15 protein-coding genes and 3 pseudogenes are annotated in these 19,569 nt (G+C 40.5%); 9 read left to right on the top strand and 9 right to left on the bottom strand.

The genetic code is table 11. The features are described 5' to 3' along the window. Nucleotides 1-63: 63 nt before the first annotated feature. Both RCG23_RS01190 and hmpA read right to left on the bottom strand, forming a co-directional pair. A complete protein-coding gene (locus tag RCG23_RS01190) occupies nt 64-396 on the bottom strand; it encodes a cyclic-phosphate processing receiver domain-containing protein (RefSeq protein WP_308178229.1) in 333 nt (110 codons plus the stop codon). A 176-nt stretch (nt 397-572) separates the two neighbouring features. Next, complete coding sequence (gene hmpA / locus RCG23_RS01185) at nt 573-1,808, bottom strand: NO-inducible flavohemoprotein (protein ID WP_308179941.1); 1,236 nt, start codon at nt 1,806-1,808, stop codon at nt 573-575. 392 nt (nt 1,809-2,200) lie between these two features. On the opposite strand from hmpA, the pseudogene RCG23_RS25765 reads away from it, so the two are divergent. Beyond that, nucleotides 2,201-5,010, top strand: a pseudogene (locus RCG23_RS25765) (response regulator). Between the two features lie 25 nt (nt 5,011-5,035). After that, nucleotides 5,036-5,869: a CheR family methyltransferase gene (locus tag RCG23_RS01170; protein WP_308178226.1), complete on the top strand. Its 834-nt coding sequence runs from the start codon at nt 5,036-5,038 to the stop codon at nt 5,867-5,869. Nucleotides 5,870-5,914: 45 nt separating this feature from the next. Here RCG23_RS01170 and RCG23_RS01165 read toward each other — a convergent pair whose 3' ends face one another. Continuing rightward, nucleotides 5,915-7,054, bottom strand: coding sequence for a SpoIIE family protein phosphatase (locus RCG23_RS01165; protein ID WP_308178225.1), 1,140 nt, complete (start codon nt 7,052-7,054; stop codon nt 5,915-5,917). Between the two features lie 380 nt (nt 7,055-7,434). Between RCG23_RS01165 and RCG23_RS01160 the strand changes: the two genes are divergently transcribed. The 3 genes from RCG23_RS01160 to RCG23_RS01150 all read left to right on the top strand — a co-directional run bounded on the left by RCG23_RS01160 (nt 7,435) and on the right by RCG23_RS01150 (nt 8,783). Beyond that, complete coding sequence (locus RCG23_RS01160; protein WP_308178224.1) at nt 7,435-7,794, top strand: DUF3147 family protein; 360 nt, start codon at nt 7,435-7,437, stop codon at nt 7,792-7,794. An 18-nt stretch (nt 7,795-7,812) separates the two neighbouring features. Further along, nucleotides 7,813-8,145, top strand: a complete 333-nt coding sequence (locus RCG23_RS01155) for a DUF3147 family protein (protein ID WP_308178223.1) — start codon at nt 7,813-7,815, stop codon at nt 8,143-8,145. Nucleotides 8,146-8,306: 161 nt separating this feature from the next. Next, on the top strand, nt 8,307-8,783 hold the full coding sequence (locus RCG23_RS01150) for a hypothetical protein (RefSeq protein WP_308178222.1): 477 nt from the start codon (nt 8,307-8,309) through the stop codon (nt 8,781-8,783). Between the two features lie 68 nt (nt 8,784-8,851). Here RCG23_RS01150 and RCG23_RS01145 read toward each other — a convergent pair whose 3' ends face one another. The 4 genes and pseudogenes from RCG23_RS01145 to RCG23_RS01130 all read right to left on the bottom strand — a co-directional run bounded on the left by RCG23_RS01145 (nt 8,852) and on the right by RCG23_RS01130 (nt 11,893). After that, nucleotides 8,852-9,919: a GGDEF domain-containing protein gene (locus RCG23_RS01145; RefSeq protein ID WP_308178221.1), complete on the bottom strand. Its 1,068-nt coding sequence runs from the start codon at nt 9,917-9,919 to the stop codon at nt 8,852-8,854. 463 nt (nt 9,920-10,382) lie between these two features. Continuing rightward, nucleotides 10,383-10,769 (bottom strand): annotated as a pseudogene (locus tag RCG23_RS01140) (hypothetical protein); the annotation flags it as partial. A 271-nt stretch (nt 10,770-11,040) separates the two neighbouring features. Beyond that, nucleotides 11,041-11,676, bottom strand: a complete 636-nt coding sequence (locus tag RCG23_RS01135; RefSeq protein WP_308178220.1) for an STAS domain-containing protein — start codon at nt 11,674-11,676, stop codon at nt 11,041-11,043. A gap of 16 nt (nt 11,677-11,692) precedes the next feature. Next, nucleotides 11,693-11,893, bottom strand: a complete 201-nt coding sequence (locus RCG23_RS01130; protein ID WP_308178219.1) for a hypothetical protein — start codon at nt 11,891-11,893, stop codon at nt 11,693-11,695. 268 nt (nt 11,894-12,161) lie between these two features. Between RCG23_RS01130 and ppc the strand changes: the two are divergent. The 3 genes and pseudogenes from ppc to RCG23_RS01115 all read left to right on the top strand — a co-directional run bounded on the left by ppc (nt 12,162) and on the right by RCG23_RS01115 (nt 16,769). Beyond that, nucleotides 12,162-14,923, top strand: a pseudogene (gene ppc / locus RCG23_RS01125) (phosphoenolpyruvate carboxylase). Between the two features lie 77 nt (nt 14,924-15,000). Further along, nucleotides 15,001-15,519 (top strand): YfiT family bacillithiol transferase, encoded by a 519-nt coding sequence (locus RCG23_RS01120; protein ID WP_308178218.1) that lies wholly within the window; start codon nt 15,001-15,003, stop codon nt 15,517-15,519. 197 nt (nt 15,520-15,716) lie between these two features. Next, a complete protein-coding gene (locus RCG23_RS01115) occupies nt 15,717-16,769 on the top strand; it encodes an ATP-grasp domain-containing protein (protein WP_308178217.1) in 1,053 nt (350 codons plus the stop codon). 97 nt (nt 16,770-16,866) lie between these two features. On the opposite strand, the gene RCG23_RS01110 is transcribed toward RCG23_RS01115, so the two are convergent. After that, the gene (locus RCG23_RS01110; protein ID WP_308178216.1) at nt 16,867-17,076 is read right to left on the bottom strand and encodes a heavy-metal-associated domain-containing protein; all 210 of its coding nucleotides are present in this window, start codon (nt 17,074-17,076) and stop codon (nt 16,867-16,869) included. Nucleotides 17,077-17,282: 206 nt separating this feature from the next. Beyond that, complete coding sequence (locus RCG23_RS01105; RefSeq protein ID WP_308178215.1) at nt 17,283-17,657, bottom strand: nucleotide excision repair endonuclease; 375 nt, start codon at nt 17,655-17,657, stop codon at nt 17,283-17,285. A gap of 283 nt (nt 17,658-17,940) precedes the next feature. On the opposite strand from RCG23_RS01105, the gene RCG23_RS01100 reads away from it, so the two are divergent. Then, a complete protein-coding gene (locus RCG23_RS01100) occupies nt 17,941-19,539 on the top strand; it encodes an Ig domain protein group 2 domain protein (protein WP_308179940.1) in 1,599 nt (532 codons plus the stop codon). Nucleotides 19,540-19,569 lie beyond the last annotated feature (30 nt).

Raw genomic sequence — 19,569 nt, 5'->3', positions numbered from 1 at the left:
ACAACCCATTAAAGGCTGTTTTAAAAATCGATAAATAATATATGAAAATGAGCAATAAGGAGCTCAAGAAGTGAATAAGGGCAGAGGGCGATGGATAATTTTGATCATTGGAGGCATTTTAAAATCCTCCTGTGCTTGCTTTAAAAACATGTACATAGCTTTACCGGCACCAGAGTTTGCGGAATGAATGGTAATACGGTCTGCAAACAGCTGTTGTTCCACCATCATGTGGACAAGTAATAAGCCATTCCGAGTTTTGCTCACAAGATCATGATCCAATGAGAGGTGATCAATGGAGAAATTTCTTAACAGATGGATACATTCATCTATATCTTCAGCTAATACATAGCCAATTGGGCAGGTGCGAAAATCGTCCATAAATACAGATATTTTCATATTACCCCCTTCTCGTTGGGATGACGTACTTCTAGTGTAACATATCTGGTTTACTAGAAGGGGACTTTACACTATTAAAATATTGGGAAAATTTCCCCTTCTTACATAAAGTGCGATCATTCTGATAGGACAAATTGGGTGACTCGATGAATACTTAGAGTCACCCTTTGACTGAATTAATCAGAATCCAAATCACCAAAGGAACCGAAGAATTCGTAATGAATATCCTCCGCCGGGACTCCCCATTCTATTAAAAATTTATTAACTGCTTTCATAAACGGCTCCGGACCACAGAAATAAAATTGGGCGTTATTTGATTGAATTGTTTGCTGAAGCCAGTCCAATGTTATATAGCCATCTTTATCATAATTTTTAGCGGCTTTGTCTTCCTCAGTAGGCTGCTGATATATGACATAGGATTTCACATTTTTATGCTGGTCGGCCAACTCGCGGACATGTTCCTTGAATGCATGTACCTTGCCGTTCATGGATGCATGGATGAAGACAACCTGCCGATCGGGCTGTTCCGCGGCAATTGTATTTAACATACTCAGCATGGGTGTCAGGCCGACGCCTCCGCTTAATAAAACGACTGGACGTGTACTTTCCATGTCCAGGTAAAAGTCTCCAGCCGGTGAGGTAATCGGCAGAGTGTCACCTTCATTTAGAAGCTTGTGCAGATCGGTGGATACCACGCCAGGCGGATAACCTTCCTCCAAAGCATCTTCACGTTTCACGCTAATACGGTAATAATCATTGCCTGGCTTGTCAGACAAACTATACTGGCGGAGATGCGTAAATTCTTCTTCCTCAATATCAAGTTTTATAGTTATATACTGGCCGGGAATAAATCGAGGCAGACTGCTGCCATCTTTCGGTTTTAAATAGAAAGAAGTGATAACATCGCTTTCAGGTATTTTATTAGAAACCACAAAGTCCTTGAAACCAGCCCATCCTCCAGGCTCGCTTGCTGCCACCTTGTACAGCTTGTCTTCCATCCTGATAAAGACATCGGAAATAATAGAATAAGCATCCGCCCACGCATCGAGTATTTCATCCGTTGCAGCATCTTCAAGCGTCTCCTTAATCGCTCCAAGCAAATTTTCCCCAACGATAGGATATTGCTCTGGTTTTATTTGCAGGCTTCTGTGCTTTTGGCCAATCCGTTCCAAAACAGGCATAATCGCACTCATATCTTCAATATTTGCAGCCGCACCATATACCGCATTTGCAAGCGCCTTTGGTTGATGCCCGGTTTTTTGGTGGGTCATATTAAAAATATTCTTGAGTTCGGGATGGTTTTCAAAAAGTCGCTGGTAAAACCGTTTTGTGATCGCCTCGCCATGCTCCTGTACAATAGGAAGCGTGGCTTTTACGATCTCAAGTTTTTTCGGATCCAGTTTCTTAACCATCTTAACAACATCTTCCCAGACATATTTGCGTGATTCTGCGTTTTGGTTTTCCATAAATGGTTTTCCTCCATCCTTTATTTCACTAAATAATAAGCTAAGATAATTTACCCTTTTTGTTTTGTTTCATTCATAGTTTTTTTTCTTTTCAGTTGCAAAGGAAAAACAAATCATATGAATCAAATAAATAGTCCAAGTAAAAAGTGAAAATGCATATCATTAGCTGGAAAGTAAATTAGTAGAGCAAGTGAGTTAGTTGTGGTATAAATAGATAATTAAAGGGAAAAATCAGTTTGCTATTTTGAAAAAAAGAAATCTTCATTTTGGCGAGCTCGAATTTTTTAATAAGGGAAAAAAATAGATAATGAAGGATTTTGGGGAAGAAGGAAGAGAAAATGAGCTTTAAGAAAAAGCAATTAACGGGTTTCGGCATCATTTTATTATTAATGATCGTTTTGATAACAGGTATATTTTTTATGATTAATAATATGAAAAACAATATGCTGGAAATTGTGGAGGACCGGTATTATAAGGTCAATCTCGTTACGGAAATGAGGCAATTATTTTTCCAGTCTGACCGTGAATTGCTTAATAGTGTTTACGAGAAGGATAAAACACAAGTAAATGACAGCCTGGAACAATTGAAGCAAAATCATGACCTTATTCAAAAGGACCTGTACACACTCTCTGGCATTCTTAATCATAAACAATCATATATCTATTTAAATGAAATTGAAGAAAATTACAAAGCGTATATTAATATTGAAAATAAAATCACAGAGAAAGTAAGAGATGGCAAATTAAATGAGATTCAACCGCTTTTAACCGAACAGAAAGTTAATCGTACCTTGGTTATAAGAAATATGAACGATTTTAAGGCTTATCAGGAATCATTGATGAAGTCCACCTTAAAATCGGCAAAAAGTACATATCAAAAGGGTCTGTATACGCTAATACTTGGCGCTTTATTAGCACTGGCTGCAACAGCGATGGTTGCTTATTGGGTCATTAAAAGCACGACAAATAATCTTAAAAATATTTCCGATGTCATGAAGACGATCGATTTCACCGACATGAGTACGCTTCCGAGAATCACTGTAGGAACAAAAGATGAAATTGGAGACATTGCTGTTGCGTTTAATGAGATGGCCTACTCATTGGAAGAGTCCAGTCGTAAGGAAAAGGAATTCACTTCAAAAATAGAAGAGCAAAATTGGGTACAGACTGGTTTGGCGGAAATGGCTACCATGTACCAGCGAATTGAAGACCTTGATATGCTGGCAGCAAGGTTTTTGTCAAAACTTGCACCGATGATGGACGCTTCTTATGCCGTTTTTTATGCAAGAGTGGGTGAAGGGAAAAATGCACGTTATCGAAAGCTGGCATCGTTTGCCGGCGAGGGGCAAAATGCGGGCAGAATGGAATTTTTGCCTGGTGAAGGTTTAATAGGCCAGGCAGCGTTGGAGAAACGTGCCCATATTCTTGAAGAAATCCCTGAAGGCTATACCTTTATAACATCCGGTCTTGGCGAGGTATTTCCGAAAAGCATTATGATTGTTCCTGTGCTTTTCGAGGACGAAGTAGTGGCGATGGTTGAACTGGCCAGCCTGGAAAACATCCAGGAGGTAAAAAGAAAGTTCCTCGTGCAGGCACTTGATACACTTGGCCTCACAATAAACAGTGTTAAGGGAAGAATGGAAATTGAACGCTTATTAAAAGAATCCCAGGCACAAACCGAAGAACTGCAAATGCAATCAGAGGAGCTTCAAACACAATCTGAGGAATTGCACAGGCAGAAGAGATGCAATCCCAATCAGAAGAGCTCCGCATGATAAACGAACAATTGGGAGAAAGAAATCTGGAAGCGGAGCAGAAAACAAGAGAACTTGAAAAAGTTAAGGTGAATCTTGAGAAACAAGCCGAGCAGCTAAAATTGAGTTCAAGATATAAATCCGAGTTCCTTGCGAATATGTCCCATGAGCTTAGAACACCGTTAAACAGCATTTTAATCCTTTCAGAGATGCTATCTGATAGCAATGAAGAATCGCTATCAGAAGAGCAGCAGGAATTTGCGCGTGTTATCAACAGCTCGGGACAAGATCTGCTGTCACTGATAAATGATATTCTTGATTTATCGAAGGTGGAAGTCGGCAAGCTCGACATGGTCTTTGGTGAAATGAACCTTAGTGAGCTGCCGGGAATATTGGAAAGAAACTTTTCTCATATTGCCAAAAATAAAGGCATTGAATTTTCTATCCTAAAGGATGAAAACGCACCAGGAATTTTCTACACAGATGAACAGCGTTTTCAGCAAATAATGAAAAATTTGCTTTCCAATGCGTTTAAATTTACTGAAAACGGCAATGTATCAGTGAGTATTGGCGTACCTTCCAGCGAAAAGATCGCGAATGAAAACCTTCGTTATACAGACTCTGACTGGCTGGAAATTAAGGTTACTGATTCAGGTATCGGAATTCCAAAGGATAAACAAACTCTCATATTTGACGCCTTCCAGCAGGTGGATGGTGCAACGATGAGAAAATATGGCGGAACAGGTTTAGGGCTTTCTATTTGTAAGGAATTTGCAGGCTTACTGGGAGGAAGTATTACAGTAGAAAGTGAAGAAGGAAAAGGAAGTGTATTCACGCTTTATTTGCCAAGCCTGCCCTCCGGACTTGTCAAACAAGAAGCTACCGTGATTGCAACGGAGGAAGTTGCTGGCGGGCTTGGCCAGGATGAGAATGAGTTCGTGGCAGATTCCATTGAAATCATTGCGGAAAATGAAGTGCTGATTTCTGAAGATCTTCCATTGAATCTCCTGCGCAATAAGAAAGTATTAGTCGTCGATGATGACAATCGAAATATTTTTGCATTGAAGAACGCACTTGCCCATGAAGGCATGGATATCGTCACAGCCCAAAATGGCCTGGAATGTCTGGAAACACTTAAAGCTACTGAAGATATCGATATTGTTCTGATGGATATCATGATGCCTGGTATGGATGGATATGAAACAATGAGAAGAATAAGGTCAAATCAGAAATATGATTCTTTACCGATAGTTGCCCTGACGGCGAAAGCCATGAAGGGTGACCGCGAAAAATGTCTGGAAGCCGGAGCGTCTGATTATATCAGCAAGCCGCTAAAACTGGATCAGCTACTCAGTGTTTTGAGAGTCTGGCTTTCAAATCCTTCTACTAACTAAGCAGCGAAAGGAGTTACTACACTCCATGGTACATTTACTTAATGAAGAGGAAAAAGAAGAGTTAGAAACGGACCTATTGCTGCAGGCAATTTATCGGATATCAGGCTTTGATTTCCGGAACTATATGCGTTCCTCCATTATTAGAAGAATACACAACCGCATGCGTCTGGACAGGATTGGATCCATTAGCGGCCTGTTGGATAAGGTTTTACATGAAGATGGCTATCTGAATAAGATTCTTGAGGACTTCTCTATTAATGTAACAGAGATGTTTCGAGATCCTTCTTTTTTCCTTGCCTTCCGTGAAAAGGTTGTGCCTCTTCTGAAGGGGCTTCCTGAAATCAGAATTTGGCACGCCGGCTGTTCTACGGGAGAGGAAGCCTTTTCGATGGCCATTTTGCTTGAAGAAGAGGGACTATATGAAAAAGTAAAAATTTATGCCACTGATATGAATGAAACAGTCTTAAAGAGAGCGGAAAAAGGGATTATAGAGCTTAAAAGAATGCAAAACTACACGAAAAATTATCTCCAAGCAGGGGGGCAAAAGGCATTTTCAGAGTATTATACAACAGACTTTGAAAATGCCCATCTGAAAAGCAGCCTTCTTGAAAATATCGTGTTTGCCCAGCATAATCTCGTTACAGACGGTTCGTTTAATGAGTTCCATGTCATCATTTGCAGGAATGTCATGATTTATTTTAATTCCGAGCTCCAGGCACAGGTAAATGGACTTTTTTACGAAAGCCTCTGTCATGGCGGTTTTTTAGGGCTTGGGAATAAAGAAACACTTCGCACCTACCAGCTTGCCGACCACTATGAAGATTTTGAAAGTGCACAACGAATATATTTAAAAAAATAAGCAGAATTGCCTGTGCCCTTAAGGGGGTTAGGCAAATCTGCTTTTTTATACTTGTACCGTGAGAACACACATATCATCTGGCTGATTATGGTGCAGTGTCTTCGGTAAAACATAATCGATCGGATTTCCAGTTTTTAATTCCAGCCATTTTGACGAGGCAGCTTCTTCAAGAAGCTGTAAACCATCTTCCCCAATATGGTCGAGTGCTTCCATGACCCCATCTGTATAGAGAAGGAGCTGAATATGGTCTTGAAAGTGGATAACGGATTTTTCTACCTTCATTTGTGGGAAAAATCCGACTGCACATGAGCCTTTTGCCAAAGGAACAACATGGTTATGATCGATTAAAGCGTAGCCTGGAGGATGTCCAGCATTTACATATTCAACTGTCTTGGCTTTATTGTCGATCACAAGGTAGATGGCCGTAAAGTAATAATTCATGGAAGTATCCTTCTTATTAATTTGCGCCATCCATCTATTCAGTTCCTGTATGACTGCTTCGGGATCCCCATGCAGCCTGATGGCATCCCGCAGGACGGAATTAATGAACATACAGACAAGCGACGCCGAAATTCCATGGCCCATCATATCTAAAAGGATGATTCCATAGCGATTTTCGTCTATTTTATACCAGTAGTACATATCCCCGGCTAATTTATTTGCAGGCAAATGGGATGCTTTGATAATTAATTCATCCAACAGGATGGGTTCACTCAATAGGCTTGATTGGATTTGCATCGATAAATCCAATTCTGTCCTGATTTTCTCTTCCTGCTCCTTGTGCCAGTCTTTTTCATATTTCAGGCGTAAAGCTACCCTGATTCTGGCTAGCAGCTCTACTTTATTGATCGGTTTCATTATGTAGTCAATACCGCCAACATCCAGTGCCTCCACGACTTTATTGGTGTCTTCGAGTGCTGTGACAAAGAGGACAGGGATATCTTTTAAATGGGGTATTTCCTGCAGTCTTCTGCAGGCTTCAATTCCGTCAATCTCGGGCATCATGATATCCATCAGGATGACATCCACTGGTACCGATTCAGGATATTTGCTGTCTATCTGAAGATAATCAAATAATTCCTGTGCCGAGGTCAGGGAAATGAAATCCTGATAGCCTGCCCGGCTAAGTATTTTTTCAATTAGGTACAGGTTTACATGATTGTCGTCTACAATTACAATCGACATACTTTAGTAACTCCTTCAATATATGTATATATTTTATAGATTTAAGCAGCTAATTTACAAAAAGGAAAAATATAGAAAATAAAATTCCTTTATTTCATTATAGCTTTTGATAAGTAAAATGAAAAATTTTTGAAATGCCAGTTTTAAAGATTCAAAATTTCTCCACCATCACATCGTTATTATAGAAAAATATATTGCAATCGCATCTAATTACCCTTTATTTCAGAAACCAAAACCTGTAAGCGCTTCAAAAATAGTAATAAAATGTTCACAGGGATTACAGCTATTTTGCAGTAAAATAGAAATGCGGAGGATATTGTGAAAATAATCACATACACAATGAAAAATTGGTAGAGAATTTTAGAGAGAGGCGAATGAAAATGAGTGGACTATCTTTGAGTGCGTTAATCATCCGATTCATATTAGGAGGATCAGCTGTTCTCGCCTCAACCGTGATTGCAAGGAAACTAGGGGAGAAGGCAGGCGGGATTTTTGCCGCATTCCCTGCAGTTTATTTAGCGGCATTGCTGACAATCGGGCTTGATTTTAATGGCCATTCCCTTATCTCCCATTCTATTTTACTTTCAAAAGGAGCCATTTTTGGAATGGCAATCAATATTCTTGTAGCAATTATTGCAGGCTACCTCCTCCCAAGGCAAGGCTGGAAACGCGGATTGCTGCAGGCAATGGCATGCTGGTTTATCGTATCAATGGTTGTTGTAATGATAACATCCAATTAGAAGGAACAGGTGAATACCATGAAAAAACAAGATTTATTGATCAGATTCCTGCTTGGGGGTACAGCAGTTATGCTGAGTTATATTGTCACAATCATCTCCCCGTGGAAAATACTCGGCGGAATATTCGCCGCATTCCCAGCTGTTATGCTCACAGCGGTATTAATGATGGGGATTTCTTCTGGTTCTAAAAAGGCTGCAAATATTGCCAACGGATCTGTTTACGGAATGATTGGCGGCATCATTTGTGTTACTTCCGTTCTTTTGGTTTTGCAGGTGAGCGGAAACTGGGTGTTAAGCATTTTTTCAGGCTGGTATTATGGCTGGGAAGCTCCTTTGCCATTTCTACCTTAAAAGAGCGGATGAAGAGCAGGAGTTTCAGCCGTGCATAATGATATTGATAAATATCACATTTGAGAAATGTGTATAATTTCCATAAAAAATGTTCAAGTATGTACCCATAAAACGCTGCCTTCAAACGTATTATTTTTTGTTTAAGGATTGGGGGCAGCGAGATGTTACTAGAGAAAAAAGAAACTCTTACAAAAAAATGGCAGGCTAAAGCAGAGGAGTTAAATCTGCAGGATAGCCAAATCATTATGAATATGAAAAAACTAAAAGAGAAAAAGGTCCAGCAATGGATTCTGCTTAAACAATCGTATCAGGCACGGTTGGAAGAAACCTTACATACATACCAAAAAATCGATGGTATTCCACTATGGAAGATAAACCGCAAGCTAAACAGGCTGGCAGTGAAGGGAATACCAAAAGAGGTATTGGAAAAAGGAAAGCTTGTCATCAATCTCCCTGATAAGGAAACGGTTGGGACTTCGTCTGAACATCAAATCAAAATGATCGAACGAACAATTGATGAACTTGAGGGTTTTGAAAATTTGCGTCTTAGCCACTTTTTTCAATACAAACCAAACTACATCGAGAAAAAGGTGTTCGGCGTAGTTACGAGGGTCATCGAAATAGAAATCTCAGAATAATAGAGAGCGCAAAATTGACAATAAGAAAGAACAAAAGAGCCTGGATTCCAGGCTCTTTTGTTCTTTCTTTATTTTCCGATAACCCTATTGCGGCCGTTTTCTTTTGCCACGTAGAGACCTTCGTCAGCACGCCTTAGCAAATCCTTTGCCATTTCATTTTTTTTCAATTCAGCGGAGCCGAAGCTGCAGGTGAGAGATCCTACCTTCTCAAAAGAATGGCATGATATCAGTATTCTGAGTGACTCTGCTAATTCGCCCATGTTTGATAGGTTCCGATTACTGCTAATAAGGAGGAACTCTTCTCCGCCCCATCTGCCAATGAAATCGGCTGGCCCCACATTTTTTTGCAAAAGGTTAGCCAGCTCGATCAATACCGAATCACCAATGTCATGTCCATATGTATCATTGACTTTCTTAAAATAATCGACATCAAATAAAGAAATAGAAATGGGAAAGCCACCATTTACTGCATCACAGATTTGCTCATGAAGCAGTTTGTCCATTTTCCTCCGGTTAGGCAGTCCGGTTAAATAATCAGTATTGGCACTTTGCTGGGCGACTTCAGCCTGCAGAAAAACTTCAATTATTTTTTGGAAAAAATAAAGGGCAACGATATTCCCGATATTTGCAATATAAAATTGAACGAGTGTATCTAATGAATCTATACTAAATTGTGAGCTGAAGAAAATATGATAGGTGCCTGGCAATAACGTTAATAAATAAATGATGAGGGAAATAGCTAATGCCTTTTTGCCCCGAAAAGTGAAAAATAGAAGTATGTAGACTAAAGAGAACCAATAAGATACGGTTCCGATATGAACAAAATTATCTTTCCCTAAAACAAACAAGATGGAATCATAAATTCTCAGAAGAAAGACCGAAATCCCAATAAAGCAAACCGCCAATTCCACATTGCGGAAAGAATTTTTTTTGAAGATAAGGAACAAATAAGAGATTGCAAGCCCAGCACATAAAGAGATAAAGGTGATTTTGTTAACTAAATCGAGTGCTCTTTCCTTTGCAACGAGGTAAAAAATAAAACAAAAGCTAAAGAAAAAAACGGGCAGCAAAATTGTATAAATACGTTTTTTAAGTATGGTAAATCGATTGTTTTCATAGAAAAACTGGTCATTCATTCGCAATATCAATCCTAATGGGGCGATTTTTTGTCATTCTTTTTTCCTATTATATCATAATTGGTAATTTTTTTTAAAAATTCAAGTGTGCAAAGGGGGAATAAAAAAAGACTGATTTTCATCAGTCTCCCAGATTTTCGACAAAGGCAGCGAGACAACTCTCGCTGCCTTTGATTTTTAGAAAAATTCATTTGGAAGGTGTGATTTGCGCTCCAGGTGCTTGCTTTCCGGGGGCGTTCGTCGAGCCTCCTCAGCGCTAGAGAGCGCCTGCGGGGTCTCGCCTGGAACGCTGATCCCCCAGGAGTCAAGCACCTTCCGCTCCAATCTACTAGTACCGTTACCATCAGAAGATAAACCAGATCATTGGTGCTTTAGTGCGCCTTTTTAGTCACCTGCCATGTCCAGTTGGCCAGTTTCTTCAGATTCATGGCAGCAAACGTAAGCATCGCCTGCGGCAGCGAGCGGGCTTCCCAATCATTTCTATAATCTTCTCAACAAACGCCTGCAGGAGATGGCTGTCATGGACATTCCCCGGTGTCACCACGATGCTCAATACAAACCACTTTTCATCCCTGGCAGCGTGAAAGGAATAGGCAAACTGTTTAGTGCGTTCATCCTTTACATATTAGCCGCGATCAGGGTCTGTCGTGTTCTCCTTGATTTCCTTCCATTCTACCTTCTTGAATTTCTGGGGAGGGAAGGGCTGTTTCCTGTGCTCCACCAATAGGTAAATAAAAGAGAAGTCAATGGCCGGATCGAGCTTGCGGACCAGATGGTCTTCAGGGACCAGTTGATCAATCGTCAGCCTCTCTATTTGATCACGTTCGTTAGGTGGGTTCTTGGTCATCATCGTAGTTCAACTCATAGTCGTTTTAAAAAAAGTACCTGAAACCCAGTTGATTGGAGCGGAGGGTGGCGACTCCTGCGGGATTAGCGGGACAGGTGAGACCCCACAGCCGCTTTTAGCGGCGAGGAGGCTCACCGCCCGCCCCGCGGAAAGCGTCCACCCGCAGCGGAAATCAACGAGTCTTTTACTTTATTTCATTTTAAAGAGAAAAAAGACTGCAGGCAAACTCGAAAGAGTTTGTCTACAGTCTGAAAGACTGATTTTCATCAGTCTCCTACTTTTTCACGTCATCTTCTATTTTTTTAAATCCCAATTCCTTTAAAGCTTGCTGCATACTGGCACGGGTTTTTATTTCCCCAAAATTAACGCCAAGATTCACAATGGTTTGTGCGATTTCCGGTCGAATTCCCGTTAAGATGGTTTCAACTCCTGTAAGTTGGAGAGCGTTCACTATTTTAAATAGTTGGTTGGCCACCATCGTATCAATAATCGGAACGGCGGAAACATCAAAAATGATATCCTCCAGATTCAAGTCAGCAGCGGCATTTAGTGAAATTTCCATAATTAATTTCGCCCGATGAGTATCGATATCGCCTACAATCGGGATAATTGCGATTCCCTCTGCAAGAGGAACAACAGGAACAGATAGCTCTTCAAGGGCATTATAGGCGTCCTTCATTAATTCTTCGTTATGCTTTTCATACATTTCACCAATAACATTACAGACTTTATCTAATAAAGGATCGACCTTTTTTGACACATTCAGCATGGTAATAGCTGCAAATTGTCGTTGTTCGAGTTCTTCTGTAAAGGCTTCCCAAATGACATTTCGATAGGATGACACTGCTCTTAATGCCCCGCTTAAAGAAATGTTATAGCGGATGGCAAAGCTGGCTGCTTTTTCCCCCATTTGATGACTTCTTTCATTACAACATCTGTATCTTTGAAAAGGCCTCCCCAAAGCAGCGAATTAATTCGGCTCTGTATTCTCTTAACTCGTTTAGGAGCATACCAGAGTTCCTCAAGTCGCGCATATAGAAGGGGTCTATCATATCCTCAAGCTTTTCAGCTAATTTCACGTGATTTTCAACAATTTTATTTCCGATATATTTAAGTTCTTCTTTCATTCTATTCCTCCTACTATCAAGGATAATTCTTATTATAGTATGGAATCATTTGAAAATGAAAGAATTTAAGCTGATGAAAAAATTGAAGAAATTAAATTAGGTCTTATGGAGAAAAAAGTTTGACCGAAAAAGTTATATCGAAAAAATATCGGGGTATATAAATAATGATAAAAGTTAATTCTCAAGCTTGCTTAGAACAATTTTTTAAAAAGTATGATATATTAATATTTAAAAAATTCTTGTAATGGGTTTTAGGAAGGGTGAAAGGATGAAAACGGCATTAACTGGAAATGACAGCAGTCAGCCGCTCCGCAGGGATGTGAAAATGCTAGGTAATATCCTTGGGGAAATTCTTGTTTATCACGGCGGCACAGAATTATTTGAAAAAGTTGAAAAGATCCGGGCAATGTGCAAAACGGTTCGGAATCAGAATGATAAAGAAACGTATAACATATTAAAACAAGAAATTTCCTCACTCGATCCGAAAATACGCACACAGGTTACCCGAGCTTTTTCAGCATACTTTCATTTGATCAATGTCGCGGAACAAAACCACCGCATTCGCAGGCGCCGCGAATATCAGCTGCAATCGGATATTAACGTCCAGCCTGGTTCTATCGAAAGTGCCATTCTTTCATTAAAGGAAAATCATATTTCGACAGAAATTATTGATGATGTAATTAACAGGCTATCGCTGGAACTTATCATTACAGCGCACCCGACCGAAGCTACCAAGCGGTCGATTCTTGAAATCCAAAAACGAATTGCCACCATTTTGAAAAGCCTGGACAATCCTTTGTTATCCAGCAAAGAACGTAAGAAGGTAGAGGAGAGCCTTTTTAATGAAGTAACCGTTTTATGGCAGACAGATGAGCTGCGTCACAATAAGCCAACCGTAATTGATGAAGTCCGGAACGGATTATATTATTTCGATCAAACACTATTTGACGTACTGCCTGATATCCACCAGGAAGTGGAGGAAAGCCTGAAAGCCCATTACCCTGAAAAAGAGTGGAGTGTTCCGCAATTTCTTCGCTTTGGATCGTGGATCGGTGGAGACAGGGATGGAAATCCTAATGTTACACCTGAGGTCACATGGGAGACATTAAACAGGCAGCGCAGGCTGGTGCTTAAAAAATATAAAACGGTCCTTGTTGAATTGATGAAGCGCTTCAGCCACTCCACAACAAGAGCTGCGGTTAGTGATGAACTGCAGGAATCTGTTCGTTTGGATGAGGAGCTGTATTTATCTGAAGATAAACGCTGGACTATTGAAGCAGAGGTATACCGCCGAAAAATCGCAGTTATGATAGAACGTCTTAAACAAGTGGGGAAATCTGAGATAGGCTATCACAATTCAGATGAGCTATTGGCTGATTTATTAATGATTCAAAGGAGCATTCTCGGTCACCACCCCGCAGGCTATGAATTGAAGATGCTTCATAAACTGATTCGTCAGGTAAAATTATTCGGGTTCCATCTTGCCACCCTAGACATACGCAATCATAGTGGCGAACATGAGGCAGCTATCGCAGAAATTCTCCGTAAAGTGCGGATTTCCGAAAATTATGAATCGCTAGCAGAAAATGAAAAGGTCTCTTTATTGCAAAGCTTGTTGGAAAACCCTAGGCCTCTTTTGCTTCAGAATGAAGATTATTCAGATGAAACACGGCAAATAATCGAGGTATTCCAATTAATCAAAAACGCCCATAAGGAATTTGGAAAAAGGTCGATTTCAGTTTATCTGATCAGTATGACTCAATCTGCAAGCGACCTACTGGAGGTTCTTTTACTGGCAAAAGAAGCGGGTATTTACCGTCTTCATGCCAATGGGACGGTCGAAAGTGACTTAAATGTGGCTCCTTTGCTTGAAACCATTGATGATCTGACTGCACGCCTAAAATTATGGAGACCCTTTTCCAGATGCCGGTTTACCGCAATCAATTACGCAAATTGGGTGACCACCAGGAAATCATGCTTGGCTATTCAGACGGCAGCAAGGATGGTGGTACATTGACGGCGAACTGGAAATTATACAAAGCCCAGCTTGAAATTCATGAGATGTCAAAGAAGTATGACATAAGCCTGAAATTTTTCCACGGCCGTGGCGGTTCCCTTGGCCGTGGTGGCGGTACTTTGCACAGGAGCCTATTATCTCAGCCTGCAGAAACGCTTGGTGACGGCGTGAAAATTACCGAGCAGGGCGAGGTGCTCTCATCACGTTACCTTCTGGAGGATATCGCTTATCGAAGCCTTGAACAGGCAACATCTACCCTTATGCTTGCTGCAGCCCGGGTTTCGAAGGAATCCGAGCAGGGTCGTATTCGTGAAGAAGAGTGGGTAAAAGCGATCGAAGAAATTTCTGATCTTTCTTTGATAAAATATCAGTCACTCGTTTTTGCAGATCCGGATTTCCTAACGTATTTCAATCAAGCTACACCGTTAAGAGAATTGGCAGAGCTGAACATTGGCTCCCGCCCGATGAGCCGGAAAAACAGCAATAAATTTGAAAATCTCAGGGCGATACCATGGGTGTTCGCATGGACACAAAGCCGCCAGTTGTTCCCAGCCTGGTATGCAGCAGGAACTGGCTTAGAGGGTTTTGCATCCAAGAGTGAGGGTAATTTGCGGCTGTTGCAGCAAATGTATGAACAATGGCCATTTTTCCGTTCGACCATCGATAATCTGCAAATGGCATTAATGAAAGCAGACATTACAACAGCGAGGGAATACTCTGCGTTGGTTGATGATAAAGGGATAGCTGAACGAATTTTTAACAATATTGTCGATGAATATAACCGCACGAAAGACGTACTCTTAAAAATAACAAAAGACGATGAACTGCTTGATCATACACCGAACATCCAGGATTCCGTCTATCGCAGAAATCCATACGTTGACCCATTAAACTTTATCCAGGTTGAACTGATTAAAGAACTTCGGAAATCAGAACAGCCAGACGATGAGTTATTAACACAAGTCCTTCTAACCATAAGCGGCATAGCTGCCGGACTAAGGAACACAGGCTGAAAAAAGTGACAGGCACCTTCCAGATTTTTGGGAGGTGCCTGTCACTAATAATGCCGATAAACAGGGAGAGTGGGAAAATGGATTTAAGGTATCCAGTGGGACAGTATTCTTTTGATGGTGAGATTACACAACAACAGATTGAATCCTGGATCAATGAAATTGAGATTACCCCCGCCAGATTAAGAGATGCAATAAGCCATCTTACTGAAGAACAATTAAATACCCCATATCGTCCGGGGGGATGGACGGTCAGGCAGGTAGTGCATCATCTTCCTGACAGCCACCTGAATAGCTATGTCCGTTTTAAGCTGGCACTGACTGAAAACAAGCCTGAAATAAAGCCTTATATGGAAAATAAATGGGCGGAGCTTCCTGATTCAAGTTTGCCGGTTGAAGTTTCCTTGGATCTATTACAGGCACTTCACGAAAGATGGGTCTGTTTGTTACGCAGCCTTAGTGTGGAGGAACTCAACAGATCATTTTTACATCCGGAATCCGGAGAAATTAAACTTGCTTGGAATATTGGCCTCTATGCATGGCATGGCAGGCATCATATTGCCCATATCACGGAGCTTCGAAGGCGATTAGGCTGGTAAAATTATTTAATCAGAAGAATTTATTTTCCATTTCGAGGTGCTCATAATTAAATGACATAATAAATGGCGTATGGATTAGCATACGTCATTTTGTTGATTCAAAAGACCAATGAAGGAAATTTTAAAAAATTATTATAAAATAGCAAACAATAGCAAATAATGGAGAAGCTGTGACTACAACAAGAAAGAGGAGACAGATGAAGCTTTGGTTTAATCGCTGGTTTACTACCGTATCCCATTACATTGAGATGATTAGGGAGAACCCAGACAATAGAAAATTTAGCATTTATGGAACACATCCAAATAAGGATGCTCTTTACCTGCAGTATTGCGATTTTGCCTTTGTGGAACCGGACAATTCCGGCAATGAGTATATCGAATTTTGCCTTGATTTTTGTCAGGTACATCAAATAGATATTTTTATACCAAGGAAGGAAAACATCCTGATTTCCAAAAGGCTGGCTGAATTCACGGCCATTGGCGTTAAAGTGCTTGTTTGTCCCAATGCTGAATTGATGGAAATAATGGATGATAAAGCAGCTGCATATGACGCAATTTTAAAGAAGAAACAAGAAGGTAAGGAAACCTTCACGATTCCTGAATATTATACAGTCAAGAATGTAGAAGAATTTAATAATGCCTATAGAAACCTAAAGAAAAATGGGCATAACGTTTGCTTCAAGCCATCGGTTGGTGAGGGGGCAAATGGATTTAGAGTAATAAAGGAACAAATGGAGTCCGTCAATCAGCTTTTTTATGGAGGAATTGGGTTTAGAATCCCTTATAAGTATGCCTGCGAAATTCTTGGCCAGCAGGAGTCGTTTCCTGAATTAATGGTGATGGAGTTTCTTGAAGGTACGGAGTATAGTATCGATTGTTTAGCCACTTCAGACAACCTTCTTACGGCGATTCCCCGGATGAAAGGAGAGGGAAGGGTAAGGGAGCTTATTGACCATCGTGAGCTAATTCAGCTCGCGCATGCTTTTCATAAGGAATTCCCGCTGCCATACGCTTTCAATATCCAAGTGAAATATAATAATGGGGAAGCAAAACTGCTTGAAATCAATCCACGTATGAGCGGAGGGATGCACATCAGCTGCCTTTCGGGTATCAATATTCCTTACTTGGCTATTAAAATTTTGCTTGGGGAGAAAATTAAACCTATTTCGCCCAAGTTTGGTATCCGGCCAGCCATCTGGAGAAGGAAATCATTCTTCACAAAAACCTTTAATACTCAACACAAAAACTAGCACGCTGAGGACTCGTGCTAGTTTTTGTGTTTAAATTTATATTTGAGAAAACTTTAGTTGAATTGTATTTTTAGCTGAACCTGATGGACATGCAGTATTAATCGAAAGTCCGGAATTTTAATTGATTGATACGCGTTTGAATATCCTTTAGTGCTATAACTTTATCGTCAAACTTCAATTGTACCTTGCTGTAATCAAACAAAATGGTTACTTCTTCAACACCGTATTGGTTCTTTACACCTTTTTTCACTTTTTTTATGCAAGAAGGACATGCGAAATCCTCCATTTTAAGTGTGGCAAATCCCATAATAATCATCCTTTCCGGTTCATACTTCTACCTTATCTCATATCGGCAAAAATTTAATTGATGTAAATCACTTATCAAAAAAAAGTTTGCTTTTATCGAGCCGAAAATTCTGGAAGGAACAGGGTATGTACAGATTGATTCAGGCAGCATATAAAAGAAAAAAGCACGCTGAGCAAGCCAGCGTGCTTTTTTCTTTTAAAGTAGTCTTATTTGTAAAACACTTTGTCGGTATTGTATTTAGCCTGAAGCTTATTAATGATATACGTTTCGTAAATTTCTCTATCCATCGGATCTTCGACGACAAGTACCGCAATTCTATTCACATCATCGCGATACGACTTTATCGGAGATACGGTATCTTCAAAATGCTTTTTCACTCTCGGTCTTAATTTTCTTGCCTTGCCTACATACATCAAATCATCGTTCGCATTAAAAAATAATATTATTCCACCTTTATCTCTTGGAATGCGGTGGTAATCTGTAAAACCGTAGTGGCTGCTAATAACAGATTCAACTGGTTCCCCTAATTGTCTCTTTTTTGTAATGACAACATCTGGAGAAGGGATTTCAATTTTTATCAAAATAATCACTTCCTATTCTGTTTAAGATGGTAACACAAAATGATTGAAAAAATCTACTAGGTACAGGTAAAAAGATACCTGGCCTTATGTTGTTTAGGTTCATTCTACCCAGTATTATAGTCTCCTGATTTATTTGAAATAAAGGTAATTTATAGGTAAATTTAATGGTTTTTACAATTCTTAACATTCAGTTAACAACAATCTGTTAATTTATAGTGGAATACAATAAAAAGGAGTGAAAAGAATGATTCGTCAAAGGTTTTCAGTTTTTGCATTAGTTTTAATGCTTGTAGCCCCTTGTATCTTCCCTTTAACATCTATCGTTTCTGCGGAAGGGGCACTCGATCCGGCTCCGCAGCTTCAGCCGGTTGGAACAGCCAATGGGAAAAAGATCTTATTTGACAATACCCATGGCCAAACAGCAGGTGCAGCAGACTGGGTATTGGATGGAGGGTTCTCCGATTTTGCAAATGCATTAGCCAATAAAGGGTATTATGCAAAAGAATTAAGAAAAAACACTCCGATAACGTACCAAGATTTACAAGGCTACAATGTGTTTGTCATTGGGGAAGCAAATATTCCTTACAAAACATCTGAACAGGATGCGCTACTCCAATATGTGCAAAACGGAGGAAGTATTTTTTTTATAGCGGATCACTATAATGCAGATCGAAACAAAAACCGCTGGGATGCGTCAGAGGTTTTTAATGGCTACCGCAGGGGAGCATATTCCAATCCAGCAAAAGGAATGGGAACAGAGGAAGCTTCATCAGCGGCAATGCAGGGAGTTACTGGTTCAGACTGGCTTTCAGCCAACTTCGGAATCAGATTCCGCTATAATGCGATTGGTGATGTGACAGCCAATGATATCGTAGCACCAAGTCAGGCTTTCGGAATTACGACTGGTGTTTCCACAGTTGCGATGCATGCAGGATCAACATTAGCTATTACAGATGCTAACAAAGCAAAGGGGATTGTATATCTTCCCCAAACTACAACGGCATGGAGCTCCGCTGTCGACCAGGGTGTTTATAATGGCGGCGGGAGAGCAGAAGGGCCTTACGCAGCAGTGTCCAAACTGGGTTTAGGCAAGGCGGCGTTCATTGGTGATTCCTCGCCAGTAGAGGATGCGACTCCTAAATATTTGCGTGAGGAAAATGGTGCAAACAAAACAACTTATGATGGGTTTAAAGAACAAAATGATAGTACTTTACTTGTTAATATAGTAGATTGGCTCTCGAAGCAGGAAAGCTATACAGCACTATCACAGGTTAGCGGACTGCAGCTTGACCAGCAAACAGCGTTACTTTCAATGGAGAATCCACAAACGTCAACTGAACCCCAGGCTGAACCATGGGCTGCACCAGCTGCGGGCTATAAATGGTATGACCCTTCCACATTCAAAGCAGGTTCATACGGTTATGGCTCTGGCGGGACTGTTGGGACGGTGGTGTTGAATGAGAATTTTGAGTCAGGGACAAAAACAGCCTATTCATCAGGAAACGTGACCCTTCCAAGTGGTTCCTGGTATTTCGACAATGCGCTCATTGGAAATTTGGCAGGAGATAAGAAATCCGGCGTGCAATCAGCAAGGGTACGCTCCAATGGTGGACTTACCATGAATTTTGATGTGAATGGTGCAAAAAGTGTCCAGGTTTCCCATGCAAATTTCAGTACGGACAGCGGTGCTGTTTGGCAGCTGCAGATGTCAACAAATGGAGGATCAATCTGGTCAAATGTGGGAAGCTCGAATACAAGCACATCAGCACTAACTGTTAAAAGCTTTACAATTAATCAAACTGTGCCTGTCAGATTCTGGATTGTGGTTACAGGAACAACGGGACAGCGAATCAATTTTGATGATTTTGTGATAAATAATTAAGGCTCCATTTCAATAGAGGTCAAAACCATA

The sequence above is a fragment of the Neobacillus sp. PS3-34 genome (assembly GCF_030915465.1).
In the GTDB taxonomy this organism is placed as follows: Bacteria; Bacillota; Bacilli; order Bacillales; family Cytobacillaceae; genus Neobacillus_A.
Note: the sequence above shows the minus strand (reverse complement) of the source record. Positions and strands in the feature narration are given on the sequence as shown.

Excerpts from the sequence above, each read along its gene's own strand:
- RCG23_RS01190 (WP_308178229.1), bottom strand. The coding sequence starts at position 396 with ATGAAAATATCTGTATTTATGGACGATTTTCGCACCTGCCCAATTGGC.
- hmpA (WP_308179941.1), bottom strand. The coding sequence starts at position 1,808 with ATGGTTAAGAAACTGGATCCGAAAAAACTTGAGATCGTAAAAGCCACG.
- RCG23_RS01170 (WP_308178226.1), top strand. The coding sequence starts at position 5,036 with ATGGTACATTTACTTAATGAAGAGGAAAAAGAAGAGTTAGAAACGGAC.
- RCG23_RS01165 (WP_308178225.1), bottom strand. The coding sequence starts at position 7,054 with ATGTCGATTGTAATTGTAGACGACAATCATGTAAACCTGTACCTAATT.
- RCG23_RS01160 (WP_308178224.1), top strand. The coding sequence starts at position 7,435 with ATGAGTGGACTATCTTTGAGTGCGTTAATCATCCGATTCATATTAGGA.
- RCG23_RS01155 (WP_308178223.1), top strand. The coding sequence starts at position 7,813 with ATGAAAAAACAAGATTTATTGATCAGATTCCTGCTTGGGGGTACAGCA.
- RCG23_RS01150 (WP_308178222.1), top strand. The coding sequence starts at position 8,307 with ATGTTACTAGAGAAAAAAGAAACTCTTACAAAAAAATGGCAGGCTAAA.
- RCG23_RS01145 (WP_308178221.1), bottom strand. The coding sequence starts at position 9,919 with ATGAATGACCAGTTTTTCTATGAAAACAATCGATTTACCATACTTAAA.
- RCG23_RS01135 (WP_308178220.1), bottom strand. The coding sequence starts at position 11,676 with ATGGGGGAAAAAGCAGCCAGCTTTGCCATCCGCTATAACATTTCTTTA.
- RCG23_RS01130 (WP_308178219.1), bottom strand. The coding sequence starts at position 11,893 with ATGAAAGAAGAACTTAAATATATCGGAAATAAAATTGTTGAAAATCAC.
- RCG23_RS01120 (WP_308178218.1), top strand. The coding sequence starts at position 15,001 with ATGGATTTAAGGTATCCAGTGGGACAGTATTCTTTTGATGGTGAGATT.
- RCG23_RS01115 (WP_308178217.1), top strand. The coding sequence starts at position 15,717 with ATGAAGCTTTGGTTTAATCGCTGGTTTACTACCGTATCCCATTACATT.
- RCG23_RS01110 (WP_308178216.1), bottom strand. The coding sequence starts at position 17,076 with ATGGGATTTGCCACACTTAAAATGGAGGATTTCGCATGTCCTTCTTGC.
- RCG23_RS01100 (WP_308179940.1), top strand. The coding sequence starts at position 17,941 with ATGCTTGTAGCCCCTTGTATCTTCCCTTTAACATCTATCGTTTCTGCG.